The sequence below is a fragment of the Tenuifilum sp. 4138str genome (genome assembly GCF_041102575.1).
Taxonomy (GTDB): domain Bacteria; phylum Bacteroidota; class Bacteroidia; order Bacteroidales; family Tenuifilaceae; genus Tenuifilum; species Tenuifilum osseticum.
Genome location: NZ_JBGCUE010000017.1, coordinates 1 through 17,075, shown reverse-complemented (window position 1 = coordinate 17,075; position 17,075 = coordinate 1). Strand labels below are relative to the sequence as shown.

Annotated in this window: 16 protein-coding genes; 13 read left to right on the top strand and 3 right to left on the bottom strand. The window is 47.2% G+C overall.

What is annotated here, in order from left to right; translation table 11 throughout:
* Nucleotide 1 precedes the first annotated feature (1 nt).
* The 3 genes from AB6811_RS13340 to AB6811_RS13330 are packed head-to-tail and all read right to left on the bottom strand — an operon-like array spanning nucleotide 2 to nucleotide 2,370.
* The gene (locus tag AB6811_RS13340) at nucleotides 2-406 is read right to left on the bottom strand and encodes a phage protein Gp36 family protein (RefSeq protein ID WP_369491097.1); all 405 of its coding nucleotides are present in this window, start codon (nucleotides 404-406) and stop codon (nucleotides 2-4) included.
* Nucleotides 407-409: 3 nt separating this feature from the next.
* Nucleotides 410-1,927, bottom strand: a complete 1,518-nt coding sequence (locus tag AB6811_RS13335) for a hypothetical protein (RefSeq protein ID WP_369491095.1) — start codon at nucleotides 1,925-1,927, stop codon at nucleotides 410-412.
* 2 nt (nucleotides 1,928-1,929) lie between these two features.
* The gene (locus AB6811_RS13330) at nucleotides 1,930-2,370 is read right to left on the bottom strand and encodes a helix-turn-helix domain-containing protein (protein ID WP_369491094.1); all 441 of its coding nucleotides are present in this window, start codon (nucleotides 2,368-2,370) and stop codon (nucleotides 1,930-1,932) included.
* 177 nt (nucleotides 2,371-2,547) lie between these two features.
* On the opposite strand from AB6811_RS13330, the gene AB6811_RS13325 reads away from it, so the two are divergent.
* From AB6811_RS13325 to AB6811_RS13265, 13 genes are read left to right on the top strand one after another with little or no spacing between them, the layout of a single operon-like run.
* Entirely contained in the window at nucleotides 2,548-3,525 is a 978-nt protein-coding gene (locus tag AB6811_RS13325; protein ID WP_369491092.1) for an HK97 family phage prohead protease, read from the top strand.
* A 35-nt stretch (nucleotides 3,526-3,560) separates the two neighbouring features.
* On the top strand, nucleotides 3,561-4,472 hold the full coding sequence (locus tag AB6811_RS13320; protein WP_369491091.1) for a phage capsid protein: 912 nt from the start codon (nucleotides 3,561-3,563) through the stop codon (nucleotides 4,470-4,472).
* 50 nt (nucleotides 4,473-4,522) lie between these two features.
* Nucleotides 4,523-4,978, top strand: a complete 456-nt coding sequence (locus AB6811_RS13315) for an N-acetylmuramoyl-L-alanine amidase (protein ID WP_369491090.1) — start codon at nucleotides 4,523-4,525, stop codon at nucleotides 4,976-4,978.
* Nucleotides 4,975-5,325, top strand: coding sequence for a hypothetical protein (locus AB6811_RS13310; protein WP_369491089.1), 351 nt, complete (start codon nucleotides 4,975-4,977; stop codon nucleotides 5,323-5,325). The genes AB6811_RS13315 and AB6811_RS13310 overlap by 4 nt, the downstream gene beginning before the upstream one ends.
* Nucleotides 5,309-5,803: a hypothetical protein gene (locus tag AB6811_RS13305; protein ID WP_369491088.1), complete on the top strand. Its 495-nt coding sequence runs from the start codon at nucleotides 5,309-5,311 to the stop codon at nucleotides 5,801-5,803. Before AB6811_RS13310 ends, AB6811_RS13305 begins: the two co-directional genes overlap by 17 nt.
* Before the next feature lie 2 nt (nucleotides 5,804-5,805).
* Nucleotides 5,806-6,318, top strand: coding sequence for a hypothetical protein (locus AB6811_RS13300; protein WP_369491087.1), 513 nt, complete (start codon nucleotides 5,806-5,808; stop codon nucleotides 6,316-6,318).
* Between the two features lie 3 nt (nucleotides 6,319-6,321).
* On the top strand, nucleotides 6,322-6,807 hold the full coding sequence (locus tag AB6811_RS13295; protein WP_369491085.1) for a hypothetical protein: 486 nt from the start codon (nucleotides 6,322-6,324) through the stop codon (nucleotides 6,805-6,807).
* A gap of 35 nt (nucleotides 6,808-6,842) precedes the next feature.
* Nucleotides 6,843-7,013, top strand: coding sequence for a hypothetical protein (locus AB6811_RS13290; protein WP_369491083.1), 171 nt, complete (start codon nucleotides 6,843-6,845; stop codon nucleotides 7,011-7,013).
* The gene (locus AB6811_RS13285; protein ID WP_369491082.1) at nucleotides 7,010-10,672 is read left to right on the top strand and encodes a tape measure protein; all 3,663 of its coding nucleotides are present in this window, start codon (nucleotides 7,010-7,012) and stop codon (nucleotides 10,670-10,672) included. The genes AB6811_RS13290 and AB6811_RS13285 overlap by 4 nt, the downstream gene beginning before the upstream one ends.
* A complete protein-coding gene (locus tag AB6811_RS13280; RefSeq protein WP_369491081.1) occupies nucleotides 10,669-11,337 on the top strand; it encodes a phage tail domain-containing protein in 669 nt (222 codons plus the stop codon). Before AB6811_RS13285 ends, AB6811_RS13280 begins: the two co-directional genes overlap by 4 nt.
* Nucleotides 11,322-16,292, top strand: coding sequence for a LamG-like jellyroll fold domain-containing protein (locus tag AB6811_RS13275; RefSeq protein ID WP_369491080.1), 4,971 nt, complete (start codon nucleotides 11,322-11,324; stop codon nucleotides 16,290-16,292). The genes AB6811_RS13280 and AB6811_RS13275 overlap by 16 nt, the downstream gene beginning before the upstream one ends.
* A 4-nt stretch (nucleotides 16,293-16,296) precedes the next feature.
* Nucleotides 16,297-16,572: a hypothetical protein gene (locus AB6811_RS13270; RefSeq protein WP_369491078.1), complete on the top strand. Its 276-nt coding sequence runs from the start codon at nucleotides 16,297-16,299 to the stop codon at nucleotides 16,570-16,572.
* The gene (locus tag AB6811_RS13265; RefSeq protein ID WP_369491077.1) at nucleotides 16,550-16,990 is read left to right on the top strand and encodes a hypothetical protein; all 441 of its coding nucleotides are present in this window, start codon (nucleotides 16,550-16,552) and stop codon (nucleotides 16,988-16,990) included. The genes AB6811_RS13270 and AB6811_RS13265 overlap by 23 nt, the downstream gene beginning before the upstream one ends.
* Nucleotides 16,991-17,075 lie beyond the last annotated feature (85 nt).

Here is a 17,075-nt window from a genome sequence, read left to right as displayed (position 1 = left end):
GCTAAAAGTGTTGGGTTCGTTTAGGATTACTTCCATGAATTATTGTTTTTGGCACATCATCTGCGGGGCGAGGAAGGTCGGGAACCACCAAACCCTTCTGAACAGATTTAAGCCAGTCGATTGCCCTGTTGTAGCGCTTCTCGCGCAGCTCAATATCCGCATTGTAGTTGCTAAGGACCACAAGGTGCCAAACGGCAATATCCTTGACGAATGTCACCAGTAGGGGATGCCGGTCGCCCCCGGTAGCACCAAATATATGTTCCGTGTCAAATTCGGTAAGGTATCCCTTAGCCTCGCTGATAGCGGCATCTATGGCCGCATCAACAATGGCATCATCGCTACCGGTGATTACATCAACCGTTTCGATATGCATGTGGCTACTAAGCTCTGACTTTGTTATGAACATATTTTAATAACGTTTTGGGTTCACAATTTTTTTTCCAATACGAATGGTAGCCGACGACAGCTGTTTGGTGTTAGCAATCCAAACCGCACCCTCAACCGCATCGGGGCCATCTAAACTTGCGCCTAGCTGCGGTTCAACAGCTTTGAACTGCTCCTCCAGCCGCTGCATGTGGGGATTGGAGCGCTCATTTATATTGAATACCAGCCTCCCTGCCCTATTTAAAGGTTCCAGCGTACCCTCTATTCTTGTAAACTTATCGGGCTTTTTGCGCTCATCGGGCGAAATGAAAAGGAAGTGTTTACGTATCTTACCTATCTCGACCGATAAAGGAGAAAGCACCTGTTCAAAAAATGGAGATTGAAGCGAGTTGCTTTCAATAAAACAGTAAAGATGTGTATAGCCACCCACGTAATCATGTATGTCGTAAAACCATTCTATGAATTGAGAGTTGGTTACATGGTCCAAAAAGCATTTTATTATATAGAATGTGCCCTCAAGCACACCCACAAGAACAACGCACTTATAGCTGCTTTGGCTCAGCTTATTATTGCTGGGCGAAGGATCGCCATAAGCGACAAGGTAGCGGAACCTACTCAGCGGAGGCACCTTATCCCATATCAGTTCCTTAAATACCGAGCCCTCAACGATGGGATTGTTGAAAAATTCTTTTTGAGCGGATGAGTAGCTAACCATGCTTAGAAAAGTATCGATATCTGATTCCGAGTTCTTTTCCGGCCATGTTGACCTACCATATTTGTCGCGGATGTTAACCACGTCGACATGGTTGGCTTTTTTCATAGCTCTGGTGATGCAGCAATCCTTTGCTATAATGTTGCCGTTGAACAGTATTCTATAACTGTTGCTTATGGATACGGTGGGCATAAGCGCCTGCTCCACCCACTGCCACTTCTGGTCAATTATTCGCTTGTTTCGACATTCTACATCCGTATCTATATCATCGACCAAGATAAAGTCTACCCTGCTCTCCTCGTTGCGTGTACCGCGCGGCGATTGTCCAGCTCCCAGTGCGCGGAACGATACCCCGTTACGCGTTACAAATTCCCCCTCCTCCCATTGACCAACCGCTTGCTGGTTGCCGTAATCGTTGATTATTCGCTGGTTGCTTTCCAGGTTTAAACGAAATGGCGTGAGCAACCTGATGGCATTATCCTCGCTATTACTAACAAGTAGCACGTTGCGTATTTTACCAGTAAGGGCAAGGTAGATAACTTCGAACATTGACCTTGCTGATTTTGCAAGCTCACGGCTCCATGCACGCACCTCGTACCAGCGATCATTGTTTAGCAGCCTCCGGGTAGCGTCTATGTGAAATTTTGCGGGTTTGCTTTTGTAGTAGTTTGGGAAGTAGTAGGCGAACCACATTTCTGGATTTTTTTCCAGCTTCGCTATCCGCCTAGCACGATCGACCTCTGACTCGTTTGCGTCTACTGCAGTTGACCGGATGAGGTTCTGGCGGTACTCCTCCCACTGCTGTAGCGACTGCCTGTCGGTGAACTTCATCACTAGCGTTTAAGTTGATCCTTAATAAATGCATCAATTAGCGATGATAGCTCCTTGGCCTTATCAATGTCAAGGGGTCTTAGCCAGTTCAGAAAGCGCTTTGCCACCGACACAATATCGGAGATGCTAGCCTCCGATTCAAGATTCTTGGCTGCCGACGTTAGCTTGCTCAGGGTATCTGCATCCCTCGTGTTGGCATAGCGCTGACCCGGCTCGCGCGATGCTATCGCAGTATTAAGCTCATCTATCTGATCGTAAATGCGTCTGAGCTGCTCCTCCTTGGTAACCAGTAAGCTCTGGCGCAGCTTACGCCATTGCCCCTCATTAACCCAGCGCGAGAACGTTTTCTCGGAAACGCCAACCCGTTGGGCTATTTCGCGTTGTGTTAGCTGCTCGTTCACATACAGCAGCTTTGCCAATTCCTTACGTTGATCCGCCTTCATGCTCGCTGATTAATTGCTCCTACAAATCTACCATTAACAAGGGCTCATAGAGGTGTGCTTGATCCATTATAGCAGGTATATTGCCCTATAATAGCTCGTAGTACTACCTATCATAGATATTGCCTACACAATTTGCCATGAAACAGGCTTAGATTTGTTACGAAAATCCACAGTCCAATGGCCAACAAAACATTTCTTCTTACAGATGAGAGTGTCAACGCTTATGGGTTTTGGCTCAAGCTCGATGGCGCCGATATTGAACAATTCCGACGTAACCCCATAATGCTCTGGATGCACTCCAGATCATGGCGTGGCACCCGCGATGAGGTGCTCCCTATTGGTACATGGGATAACATCCGGATTGAGAATGGCAAGCTACTCGCCGATGCGGCTATTGACACCGATGATGAGTTTGCTGCAGCAATAGCGCGAAAGGTGGACAAGGGCATAATCCGCATGGCATCAGTTGGAATTACCGTATTGGAAACCAGCAGCGCACCCGAAAACCTTAAGCCAGGGCAGACCCGTGAAACCGTAACCAAGTGGAGGTTGAGGGAGGCATCCCTAGTAGATATTGGAGCCAACGATAATGCCATCTCGCTGGCATTCTATGATAACGACGGCAATCCCATTGAGCTGAATACAGGCAATGGCAACTGCCCCGTTAACCTTGTGCAATCACCAAAACCAACGTATAGTATGAAAGAAATCGCAAAACTACTCAATCTATCGGACGAAGCCGATGAGCGCACCATGGCAGATAGGGTGCAGGAGCTTCTTAAACGGAATGCTGAGCTGGAGCAGCAGGTGAACCAGTACGCCGAGCGTGAGAGGCAGCAGCGCAAGGAACGCTCAGCGAAGCTGATTGATGAGGCTATCCGTACAGGGCGAATCAATGCCGATGCCCGACAGGCCTGGGAGATGATGTTTGACACCAGCTACGAGGTTGCAGAGCAGGCTATACTTGCTCTGCCCAAGCGCCAAAGCGTTAGGGATACACTTACAAAGGATGCCAGTAGCAGGGCCGATAGGTACGCCTCCATGACCTGGGATGAGCTCGACCGAAAGGGCAAGCTCCGTGAGCTCAAAGCGGATTACCCCGAGCTCTACGCCCAGAAATTCGAGGAAAAGTTTGGCAGGCAACCCAAAAGCTAGTAAATGTTGTAAAAACCAATAAAACCGTATAAGAAATGGCTATACAGAAAGAGATTTGGCTCAACGATATTGTAGCCAACCTATTTGACAGCAACCCCCATTTGGGTTTTGCAGTAAATGCCGATGAGTTTGTCCTCCAGGGCAAGGTGGTGCATATCCCTAACGCCGGGTCCAAACCCAGTGTGAAAAGGAATCGCTCATCGTTGCCTGCATCGGTGACACAGCGTGGTGATGCAGACATCACCTTTGCGCTGGATGAGTTCACCACCGATCCTATACTCATCCCCAATGCGGATGATTACGAGCTTAGCTACGACAAGCGTGCCAGTGTGATTGGCGAGCAGAGCGAGGCGCTAAGCGAGCTTGTTGGAACGTGGATGTTCCGCTACTGGGCACCAGCTACGGCAGAAAACATTATCAGGACAACCGGAGATGCGGTAGCGGCTCATGTGGGTACCGGCAACCGCAAGAAGCTAACCGTTGCCGATGTTAAAAGGGCCAAGCTCCTGCTTGACCGTATGGGAGTGCCAGCCGATGGTAGGGTCATCGCCCTTGACGCCGACCTGTACGACCAGTTCACCGATGAGCTAACCGCATCGCAGTACCGCGATTTCTCGCAGGCTTACGATGCATCAAGGGGTGTTGTGGGGCAGCTCTTTGGCTTCACCTTCCTGGCTCCTCGCACATCGGTGCTCATATACACCAACGATGCCACCCCTGCGCCCGTTGATCCAGGGTCTACCATTCAGGACAGCTACAATGCCGGCGGCCTAATTTGGCATCGAAACTCGGTAATCAGGGCAATGGGAGATCACGAGTTCTTTGAAAACGAGAAGGATCCATCCTACTATGGCAGTATCTACAGCGCACTGGTAAGGGCAGGCGGAAGAATTCGCCGCAACGATGCCAAGGGTGTAATTGCTCTTGTTCAGGCAGCCACCACCTAGTACTAACACTTTCCCGGGGCTAGCCACGGCCCCGGGTAATAACAATAACGATGAGGCAGAAGCTCCAATACCTGGTAATACACTGTACCGATACACCGGCTGGCAGGCCTATAACCTCGCAGATGATACGTTACTGGCATACTGTTGAGCGCGGCTGGAAGCAGGTGGGCTATACCGATATGGTGCACATTGACGGACGCATTGAGCGGCTTGCTGAGAATAACGATGACGAATGGGTTGATCCGTGGGAGATAACCAATGGTGTTAAGGGTGTCAACGCTATGAGCAGGCATATTGTGTACGTCGGGGGCAAGGGAGGCGACACCCGAACTACTGCGCAAAAGGGCGCAATGCTGGCATATATAAAAGAGGTAATCAGGCAGTGCCCCGACGTTCAGGTTGCCGGGCACTACCAGTTCGACAGAAATAAAACCTGTCCATCGTTTGATGTACCCAAATGGCTTATAGCTTGCGGAATTCCAACCAAAAACATCTATCGGCCATGAACGAGGTTGTCATTACGGCGCTATCCAGCTTTGCCAGCGCGGCCATTACCTGGCTGTTTGCCCGCCGTAAGAACACCGCCGATGCCCGCAAGATGGAGGCAGAGGCCAAGGTTAGCGAGCTGGATGTGATTGAGGACGCCATTAAGATATGGCGCGAGATTGCCGAGGACCTCAAAAAAGAGGTGCAGCGGCTGAGCGACGACAACAAGGCGCTGAATAGCGAGGTGGGCAAGCTGCGGCTCATCTATAACAAGATACTCCGCGCCCTGGATAAGATCAATAATGATAACGCCATGGAGGTGGTAAGCTCGATCAAAAACGAGATTAAGGATGAAAACATTGGCTAAGATACTGGCACTGCTGTTGGTAATGAGCTGCTCGCGGAGAATTACACCTCAAATCGTTGAGCATGAAAGGGTTGTAACCGTGAAGCACTCCGATACCGTAACAAGGATTGACTCGTCCGCCATACATGCGTTGCTCAGATGCGATAGCCTTGGCAACGTGTATCTTATGGAGATATCGCAACTACAGGGTACTGTATCATCGCTTGCTCTGCAGCTACACGATAATGAATTACATGTAATGGGATCGGCTATGACCGTTGCTAGTGAATCCGTTACATCACAAAGCGATGCGGTAATCAAGTACATACCGGTAGAGGTAGAAAAAAAGCTAACCGCTCGACAGCAGCTACAAATGGCTATTGGTAGGATTGTGATGTGGACAATCCCCATACTTATCATAGGGTGGGGCATTTTCCTATTCTTGAGATATAATTTCAAAGGCATTTCAAGCACGTTTAAACATTTTAAAAAACTATAGCTATGGCAGAAAAGAGAAGTATTGGGCTGGCCAGCCTTAAAATCGGCGACATTGCCGCGGATGGAGACATGGGCACATCATTGGCTACACTAGGGGCAACCTACAAGGACAGCTGTGAGCTCATCCAGGAGGATCCCAACGTAACCGACATTGAGTGCGAGGAATCCGACGACCCCGTTGAGAGCATTGAAACAATTGGAGCCCGCACCCTAAAGTGGTCCATTATGGACTACCATCCGCAGACGCTCGTTAAGGTGCTCGGAGGTACCGTAACCGGAACCGGCACGGAAATGGACCCCTATGTATGGAACGCCCCCACCGCATCGCCGGCGATTGAGAAGTCCATTGAGCTGGTGAGCAAGACGGGCATCAAGTTCCAGATCCCCAGGGCCAAAATCATGGCCAAGCTGAACGCCAAGATTGTTAAGAATGGCGTAGCGCTAATTGACATCACTGCAAAGATTCTTACTCCCACCAAGGCGGGCGTTGCGCCCATAATGATATCGGAGGGGTAGTGTATGAACGAGCTTGACGTACAGCAGCGCGCTGCCGACGTTTTGCTGGATAGGGGCGTGAGGGTTAAACTCCCCGCCCCTTTTTGGTACCGTATCGTCGGCGTAAGGCATAAAAGCTACATACTACGCCGCCCAAAACTGGGTACGCTTATTGCCATGAGCCGAATAGCATCAGGAATAGATGTTGATTTCGACAAGCTGGACGAAGGTAATATTCAGGAGGCATACAGGGTGGTTGCCGAACATGGCGATAGGGTTGCGGAATTTATTGCCGTAGCGTTACTTAACAACAGACATGCCATTGAGCGCCATGCGGTTAGTCTAGCCCGTCGAATAGCCTGGGGCATTAGCCCCGACAGGCTGGCAGAGGTGTTCTCCTTAGTAGTTGTGCTGTCGGGCGTACAGGATTTTTTGAGTACTATCAGATTCGTGAGCCAGACGAACGTGATGAGGGCTACGATTCTGAGCCAGAAAGAGAGCGGGAGTTAACAGGACATGTAGATGGCCTGCATAGCCCGTTCGGGGTGATATGGAGCATTGCCACCCAAACGGGTTGGAGCTTTGATCATATACTTTGGGGTATCAGCTGGGCAACCCTACAGCTGATGATGGCCGATGCCCCTAGATACATCACAAAGAGGAAGAATAAGGATCTGGTTACCCTTGACGACGCCAGAAAATTTCTAAAGCTATGAGCGATAAATTGGGCCCCGTTGATATTGAATTCGTGCTTAAGGGGGTAAACATCAGCCACGAAACGCAGCGCATAAAAGCTGAGATTAAAGGTATTGCTACCCAAGCGCAATCATCTGTTGATGAAACCAACCGTGCGCTACGCTCCCTGGCAGGTGCAATTGGGACCTACTTTTCAATTACCGCACTTAAGAGCCTCACGAGCGATATAGTTAGGGTGCGTGGAGAGTTCCAGCAGTTGGGCATCGCACTGGAGACCATGCTCGGCAGCAAGGAAAAGGCCACCAAGCTGCAGGAGCAAATAATTGCCGTTGCAGCCAGAACCCCCTTCTCGCTCCAGGAGGTGAGCCAGGGGGTTAAGCAGCTACTCGCCTACCAGGAGAGCCAGGATACCGTTATCGATACCATGAAGCGCCTGGGCGATGTTGCATCGGGTGTTGGTGTACCCATTGGCAGGCTGATCATGGCGTACGGTCAAGTTAAGGCAAAGGGGCGCCTTATGGGAGACGACCTGAAGCAGTTTACCGAAGCGGGAATTCCATTGATAGCCGAGCTTGCCAAGCAGTTTGGCGTTGCCGAGAACAGGATATCCGAGATGGTATCATCCGGTAAGGTAGGGTTTAACGACGTACGACAAGTAATTGAGCGGCTCACCAATGAAGGCGGCATGTTCTATAATCTCATGGAGAAGCAGAGTAAGTCGCTCACCGGTATGGTTAGCAACCTGGGCGATGCCTGGGATAGGATGCTTAACGATATAGGCCAGAGCAACGAGGGCCTGTTGGCCGGTGGTATTAGCGCAATTACCCACCTGATAGAGAACTACCAAAGGGTTATCGATGCGCTAAAGGTATTAGCCATCAGCTATGGCACTTACCGCGCTGCGTTGGCAGCCACTGCGATAGCCAAAAATGGATTAACCATAGCCGAATCGCTGCACTACACCTGGTTGGTTACAGTTGAGAAGGCTCAGCGCATACTTAACGCCACCATACTCAAAAATCCCTATGCATGGGCTGCCGCTGGTATTGCTGCCATTGTTTCGGGGCTTGCGCTGATGAGTACCCGAGCCAATGAGGCAAAAATTGAGCAAGAGGCCCTCTCCCGTATAAACGATGAAGTAACAAAAGGCATTGCCGAGCAGCGTGCCAAAATTGAAATGCTGCGATCAACCGCAGCTAACGAAAAGCTATCAATTCGAGACCGTACCGATGCCATTAAAAAGCTTAAAGAAATAATGCCCGGCTACAATGCCGAGCTGAGCAGAGAGGGTAAACTCATAAACGAGAATACGGCTGCCATTACCAGCTACATAAAGCAGCTCGAGATAAAGATAAAAATGCAGGCTGCTGAAAAGGAGCTCACCGCTCTCTACGAAACCGAGCGCAACCAGTTAAGGGAGCTCGCCGCAGCGGAGCAGGAACTTAACAAGAGGCGAAAGCTCTACGAGGGCCAGAACAGGGCGCTCAGCGAGGGCCTTGTAACGGGCGGTGAGTCCGGATTGGCCGGTAGGGCTGCCATGTACACCGATCTAGAGCAGCTCGAGAACCGGAAAAAGCGTGCCGAGGAATCCCTGAGCGCAACGCGTAAGGCCATTGATGCCATTAATGAGGAGATTGTAAGCTCCCAGGTATCTCTGCTCAAGCTAACCTCCTCATCAGCTGCTGAGGCTGAAGTGGCCATGCGTACCATTAAAAACCTCGAGGATGAGATTGCGGAGCTGGAGCGCCGCTACAAGGAGGCAACCGATATAAACGACCATAAGGAGCTGAACCGCTTACGCCAGCTAATATTGGCTAAGCGGAAAGAGTTGGAAAAGTATAAAATTGACCAGGAAAAGGAGCAGCCCGACAAGCGCCGCGAGTACCTCGACGAGTTGCTTAGCGAAACCCAATCGTACCAGCAGAAGCGCATGGCACTGGAGTTCCAGTACCAGCAAAAATTGGCCATACTGAAAGGCGATAACAGGACCACAGAGGATAACCTCGATGAGCTGCGCAGGATGCACCAACAAGAACTCGAAGAGCTCGACCGGCACTACGGCAGGTACGTTGAGCGCTACCGTTACCTGTACGATAGCATAACAAGCATGACAATCCAAATGCTCAGGGACCGTATCAACCGAATTAGGGAGACGATACAGGATAGCAACCTATCGGATCAGGTACAGGCTGATGCACTTAGGGCGCTCAGCGATGCCGAGGAAGCACTTATTGCTCGGGCACCATTAATAGCTATTAACCATCTCAATCAGAGGATTGCCCAACTTAAGAATCGTATCAAGCAGGCAAAGGACGAGGCCGAGCGCGTTAAGCTCGAAACCGAGATGCGGGATGCCGAGTACCGCAGGGCTCAGGCACTGGAGAATATGTTTGGTAATGTGGCAGCCCGGTTGGGAGAAGCCAGGGAGATTGCCGGGTACCTAAGCGAAGAGCTGGCCGTTGCGGTCGATCTGGCCTCTAACCTTGCCAGTGCCTTTGCCAGCCTTGCCGCCGGTAACTACGTACAGGGCGGCATACAGCTCGCCACATCGCTATTACAGCTTAATAAGTATATTGAGGATCGGCGCGCCCGAAAGGAGCAGGAGGCAGCCCAAAAAAGGCAGGAAGCCAGCAACCGGATGCTGCGCGAAGCTAACGACCTGCTTACCAAGCAGCTCGAGCTTCTCGATAAAATACGTGGTGTCAATATATATGCTGGTCTTGCACAATCAGAAGAGCAGCTCAAAAATACTTTAACGGAGTACATAAAAGCCACCGAGAAGCTGAAGCTCTACGACAAAAATAACAGCTACTACACCTGGGAGTCGAGCTGGTTTAAAAATGGTCATATATATGCGCTAGAACGGGTAAAAAAATACCGCGAGTACAATTTCAGCTCGTTCTACCAGCTGATGGGGGAAGCGCTGCAGGCACCTGACTACGGTAGTATCAAAAAGGTTTACGACGAGATAGCCAGAATTAGGAAGCTGATTGGCGATGGTATCATTGGGGGCGATACCAAGGCCCTGGAGGAGCAGCTGGCTCAGTACGAGGAGCTGCTCCGACAAGCTGAGGCGCTTGCTGCTAAGCAGGCTGAGATACTCACCGGTAATACCTATGAGGGTGTTGTAGATGCACTCGCTGCGGCATTCGACGATGGCGTGTACAGCGCGGAGGAGTTTGCCAAAACCTTTGAGGACATCATGAAACAGGCAGTGATCAATGCACTAAAGATACAGTACCTTAAAGGACCTCTCGATGCGTGGTATAAGGAGTTTGCAAAGCTATCGGAGGGTGGGCTAACCGCAGATGAGGTAGCAAGGTTGCGCGAGGCCTACTTGACCATTGCCGGCAGCGCCGCAAAGGCATTTGAAGAGCTTAAAAGTATAACAGGCATCAACTTTGGCGAACTGGCCGACGATGCCAACTCGTTAAGCGGGGCCATCAAGGGGATGAGCGAGGAAACGGCATCCATTCTTGCCGGTCAGTTCAACGCCCTACGCATTAACTCTGCAGAGCACCTCAGCGTTGCAAGACAGGCCCTTATTCACCAGGCGCAAACCGCCCAGAACACGCTTAACACGGTACGTATGCTAACAGTCATGCACAATGCAATACAGCAAAAATTCGATGAGGTAAGCAAAAAACTTGATTCAGACACAAGAGGAAAGGGACTATGATACGCTACTACATCGACAGCATCGATCTATCCAGCTTGGGTATCACCGTTAGCCAAGCGAAGGGATTATTCGGTCTACCAAAAGTAAAGAATGCCCTCACCATCAGTTACCCAAACCGTCATGGAATACTGGTTGATCTGGCTAATCCTATATACGATGTCCGCAGCATCGAACTACATTGCCATTTAAGCGCATCAACAAGGATGGAGTTCCTAATCCGGACCAACGAGTTGGTAACAACCCTGTTCGCTAAACCCAACCTCCGCGAGCTCAGGATTGACTACGATAGCCAGAAACCCCTGTTCTACTATGTGTACCCCAACGATGGAATTGCGATTGAGCGGGAATCAAAATGGGATGCATCCAGGCAGCTGGGACAGTTTACTTTAAAACTTCTGGAGCCGGAACCCCTTAAGCGGGTGTTCATATTTGAGGCCGATAATGTTCAAAACTCTCGCCACATACAATTAGCCTTTGATGAGCCCAATCAGCAGTTTACTGTATATTGGGGCGATGGATCCTACGATGTAGTGCGTGCGGGATCGCAAATTGAGCACGAGTATAGCACTGACGGGCGTTACTATATAAGCATTGTAGGTATGGTTAATGATATTGGTAATCTTACTGCATCACAAAACCTTGTAGTGCTATGGAACTTACTATAATTCGTCGCAATCAGAGCCACTACACCGTTACGATTGTAAAGGGTGAGGTCACCCAGAAGCTGCTGTCCCAGGATGTGGCCACCCTTACCGTACATAGCTACACCCCCATCGATTTCATGGTGGGCGATAGGGCAGAGCTGCTGGGATCATGGTACTACATCAATCGCCTGCCAAAGCTCGAAAAGGGGAACGGGTACACCTATGAGGTGGAGCTCGAGGGCGAGATGTACCGCCTTCGCCACGCCCAGTTCCTGCTGTACGATAATACGGGTATGGCTGTGGAAAGCGATTTCAGTTTAATGGGTAACCTCGAGGACATTGCCCGCCTTGCCATATCCAACCTTAATCGCGTGTATGGTTCCGGCGCCTACCTACTTGGCGATTGCCCCCAAACCGATACTCGCAACCATATAATCAACAATGAAAACGTGCTGGCGGTGCTGCAGCGCGTATGTAGCGATTACGGCTACGAGTTTGAGTTAATTAGGGCTGGATCAGTTATTGAACTGAGAATTGGCACAGCCGGTACAATCAAATCCCTCTCGTTACAGTATGGTGCCGGGAAGGGCCTATACAAGCTCGATCGCTTGATGGTCAACGATACGGGTATCGTAACGCGGTTATTCGTCTACGGAGGCAATCGCAACATCCCGTCGGGCTACAGGGACTTTTCCCGACGATTAAAGCTACCCAACAACCCACATTCGTACATTGAGGATGCCGATGCCATAGCCACATACGGCGTAATCGAGGGGACAAAAATTTTTGAGGACATCTACCCGCGCAGAACAGGAGTCATCACTGAGGTGGGTGCACCCAATGCCTTTACGGATAGCACCATGGATTTTGACCTGAACGAAACGGATGCCCAAGGTCAAACCAAATACCTTATTCCCGGAAACCCCGCAAAGGTCAGCTTCATCTCGGGCAACCTTGCCGGGTACGAGTTTGAGATCGCTGCCTATAACCATGCCGCTAAATCGTTTACCCTGAAGTATTACACCGATGAGCGCGGCTATAAATACCCATCAGCCGATGATGCTTTTAAGATCAACGTGGGAGACCAGTACGTGCTGCTCGATATACACATGCCCCAATCCTATATCGATGCCGCTGAGGCTGAGCTGCTCTCCCAGGCAACCTCCCTGTTGGCGGAAAAAAAATCCGCCAAGGTGCGCTACAGCGTCGAGATAGACCCCATATTTGCCAAGCAGGAGTGCATCAACCTGAATGCCGGAGATATTATACGCGTTAGGGACACGGATTTGAACATAGATAGGGACATCAGGGTGGTATCGGTGAAACGAGACCTGTTGGAACCCTACAAAATGAGCCTTGAACTGGGGGATGAAGTAACGGTTAGCTTAGCTACCCAGCTTTTGGATCGCACCAGCGCAATTGAAAAGGTTGTAAAGATTAACCAGCTACACGACCCGGCAAAGTACCGCACCGCATGGCGCAACGCCTTGGAGCTGCAGCAAATGGTATTCGACCAGGATGGATACTTCGATACCGGAAATATCAAGCCTCTTTCCATAACCACGCAGATGCTATCGGTTGGCAGTAAGGCGGGTCAATTCGTTCTTAATGGAGTTGTATTCCAGCCTGGTTACAATGGCGTAGCCAACCGAATTATTAGTACTATGGGTACGCTATCCCATTATGCCATTGAGGAGAGTATTCGTACATGGGTAGTAGAGGCATATGATTACCTCATCCCCGACAATAATGCTAGGTATATATACATTAAATGCGAATTAATCGGCAGTAATGCAACGGTTAAATATAGCGCTGACCAGCTAAAGGTAGACGCCGAAGCAGGTTACTACCACTTCCTTGTGGGGGTACTCCATAGCGTGCAGGATGGGTACCGTAAGATAAGTCTCACTTACGGATCAACAACAATTAACGGTAAAGAGATAAAAACTGGTAGGATTACCTCTCAGGATGGACAGACGTATTTCGACCTCGATAGTGGGGAAATCAGGGGAAAAATTGTATTCCGCTCTGGAAACGACGACGTGACAGTTGAAAACAATATATCTAGTGCACAGACAACCGCAAATAATGCACAGACTACTGCTAATAACGCTCAGTCTACTGCTAATACTGCTCTTACAAATGCGAACAATGCACTTACCCAGTTAACAAATATTGCAAGTGATAATATTTTAAGCCCAATCGAAAAGCAAACCGTTAAGCGTGAGTGGGATGATATTGTCAATGAGAAGCAGAAGATACTTGACCAAGCGTATCCCTACTACGATGTTAGTACAACTGCATACACCAATGCTTATGACGCGCTTAATACGTACATAACACCATTGCTATCAGACCTAAACACGGATAGTACCATTGATGGGCCTACGTTCAGGTCAAAATTCAATACTTACTACCTTGAACGGCAAAACCTACTTAACTCGATTGCGGAACAAGCCAGAAGGGTCGCTAAGAATGGCGGTAACTTTCTTGATTGGCAACAGCTACAGCTATGCAACTATCCGATTACGTCGGCAGCCTATACTAATTTCGCTACCGGAATATATGGAGATGCTGCTGAGAATGCCATTGTATTGGCAGAGACTCCATTTGGCACAATGGATAAGGTATGGGAGTGCAATACAGCTGCTGCGGATGCCGGAGGAGGAGGCGGTTTTAGTACTACAAGGTCTGTAAGGGTTGACCCAAACAAATCATATATATTTTATGCATGGGTAAAAATTCTTGACGCAGGCAATGTTACAGTTTATTATGGATTAACACCAACATCGAATAAGGTAATTAACCTTAATACCGGTTCTATGGATAGCAATCCATACTTTATAGCTGCTGCTTATAACTATAAGCTGCCACAAAATAGGTGGTTACTACTTACCGGTATTGTACATAGTAAGGATTACGCTGGTTCGGGTATTGGTTTATCAGGAATATATGACCCATTAACCAAAAAAAGATTATCATTCAAGTCGGATTATGTAGAATTTAAATGGTATGATGCGAATGTAAACTCAATATCGGTTAGAGTAATTCGAACAGCTAGTAATACCATTAACTCAAAAATACAAATATATGGAGTTGGTATATATGAGATGAATGGGCAGGAGCCATCGGTGTACTCACTACTTTCCGCTGCAAAAGTTTCAACCATACCGGTTAAGCCATCAGACGCTAACTTAAAGGCGTTCTACACCTTTGACAAGAATATGCTGTTTGATGATTCCGGAAATGGAAAAGGACTAACCAAATATGGAACAAGGGTAATAAGTCAGGTGGCATCAGATATAAAGGGTAAATGCTTATTCTTTGATATTAATGACACCAACAATGGTTACCTGTATATAGATGATTCTAACTATTTCAGAATACCTGAGCTAACAATTAGCTTATGGTTTAAGTTTACTGGGTTTGCTTCCGGTCAAACTATATGTGGGCTATTTTCAATGCCTTATACTCCAAGGGTTATTATCATATATTCTACGCCAACTAATTATGCGAGAGCAATTGTAACAAGAACATCAGATTCAGCAAACCTAACTTCAAGCGCGTATCAAATAGAAACGAATAGGTGGTATCACCTAACATTCGTTCAGAAGACTGGAGCAAGTGGGTACTCAAAACTGTATATCAATGGTAATATTATCGACGTAGTACTTGGTGACATAAAGTTTGGAAGCGGAACAAAATTTATGATTGGTACGGATGGTAACAATGAAACCGGTTTCCGCTTCAATGGGTATATAGATGAGTTGCGTTTCTACAACAAGGCACTTACCGATGAGGAGATAGCATGGCTATACCTTAACCCAACACAGGGTCTTGATTACGGTTCGTTGAAAACCATAATGGATGGCGGTCTTGTATCATCAGGAACAATACAGGTCGGGCAGGGGAATGATGGCGATTACACGGTCAAAGCTGGTATGACGGGTGTAGGGACTGATGATACTAGTGTTAGGTTTTGGGCAGGAGGAACATTCCTTGATCGTAATAGTGCGCCTTTTAGAGTATTGCAGAACGGGAGCATGTATGCAACGTCTGGGTTTATAGCTGGTTGGGATATATTGTCAGATAAATTTAGCAGAGTAGATGGGTATTACGAATTTTACATCAATCCAACAGGTCGAAGTATTGTAATGGCTTACGATGGCGAAGAAAAATTGGTACTTCAAAATGATACATTACCACCATTGAGTTCATTGTTGTCCCCAAGCGCAGCTGACTATTCATTAGGGATAGAGAAGTCGAATTTCAGTTACGAAGCGATAGGTCAAGACGTAGCTGTCGCATCAGGTTCAATCCTTTCAACCGAGACATTCTCAGTCCCTAATAGTTCGATTAAGATTAGACAAAAAATTTCACTTGCAGACCGTTGTTATATAAATGGGACTTACTGGCTAACAAACACAAGTGGTACAAAATTACAACAGATAGGCTCATTTAGCTATGCCCCCGACCCTGTTGGTTATGGTTCTATAAAATATTATATTTCTGATAATATTTCTGTTAATGCTGGTACGTATAAAGTGCTATTAGAGTATGAAATCACTTCATACTTCCAAGAATATGTCACTATAATAGGTGATGCCAGTTATGATCAGTTTTCATACAGCCAAACAAAATATGCTACTATTATTGGCAATAACGGTTTAACAACATACTGGAGTAGTAACAAATACTTTCATGTAAGCAACTCTGAAACTTATTTCATTCAATCTAAAGGAGCGTTACAGATGTATAGCGCAAATGGTTCATATGTGTTTAGGATTAATGATAGTGGGTTTTGGATAGGTGGAAGTTATTATAGGCTTGAAGTGAATAATAGCATGATATTGCTCAAAGCACCTAAAGTTAATTTGGACCCAGTAGTAGCACGAACATATCATCCTTCTGCTTATAAAGCCGTGTATGTTGATGTGACAAGTGGAAACGTCGGAAATATGTATTATATATTGTAATGTTATGGCACTAAAAGACACTACTACTAACAATTACTATCGCATTATTTCGGTAGATCCTTATTCTCGATTAATAACCATCGAGAAGTGGAAGGATTATGATCATAGACAGTCTGGAGGAGATGAATTTTCTAGACCTGTGTTATATACAGAATTAATCGCTGATGATATATTAGCGATAACATGTGAAAATGGGCTAACATTAGAAGCACAACTTAAAAAAATCGGATATAATGAATTAAAAAAAATGACAAAATATGAAGGATATGAAGACTGTTAACAAGTCTATAAGCCTAGGCTTTAAGGATAGATTGGCGATATCTGAATTGCTTATGCAATATCAATCAAACTACGTAGAGATGATAATTGCAAGAAGTATGCTTAATGATGTCGAGATTAAGGAAAATGAGATTCAAGAATATGGGCTCGCTTCAAATGCGAATGGGATTTTCTGGAAAAAGGATTGTTCCAAAGAGTTTTTGGTAACAAATGAGAGGTTAGATGTTATTCGTAAAGCACTTGTATCTCTTGCAAAAGAAAAGGCAATTCCTTCTATTGTTGACACCAATTTATTTGATTTAATAAATTTTGAGAATGAAGATAAACTTATACTTAAAGAAGCAGCAAAAGCCTTAGATGATGCTGGGCTTATTAATATGAGTAACATCAATATATATGAACGTATAATGAATAAATAGCATTTATATGCTATTTAAATGCAATTAAAATTATTTTTGCACAATTTGATTTATATTTTTTGCACAATTTGATTTGACGATTATA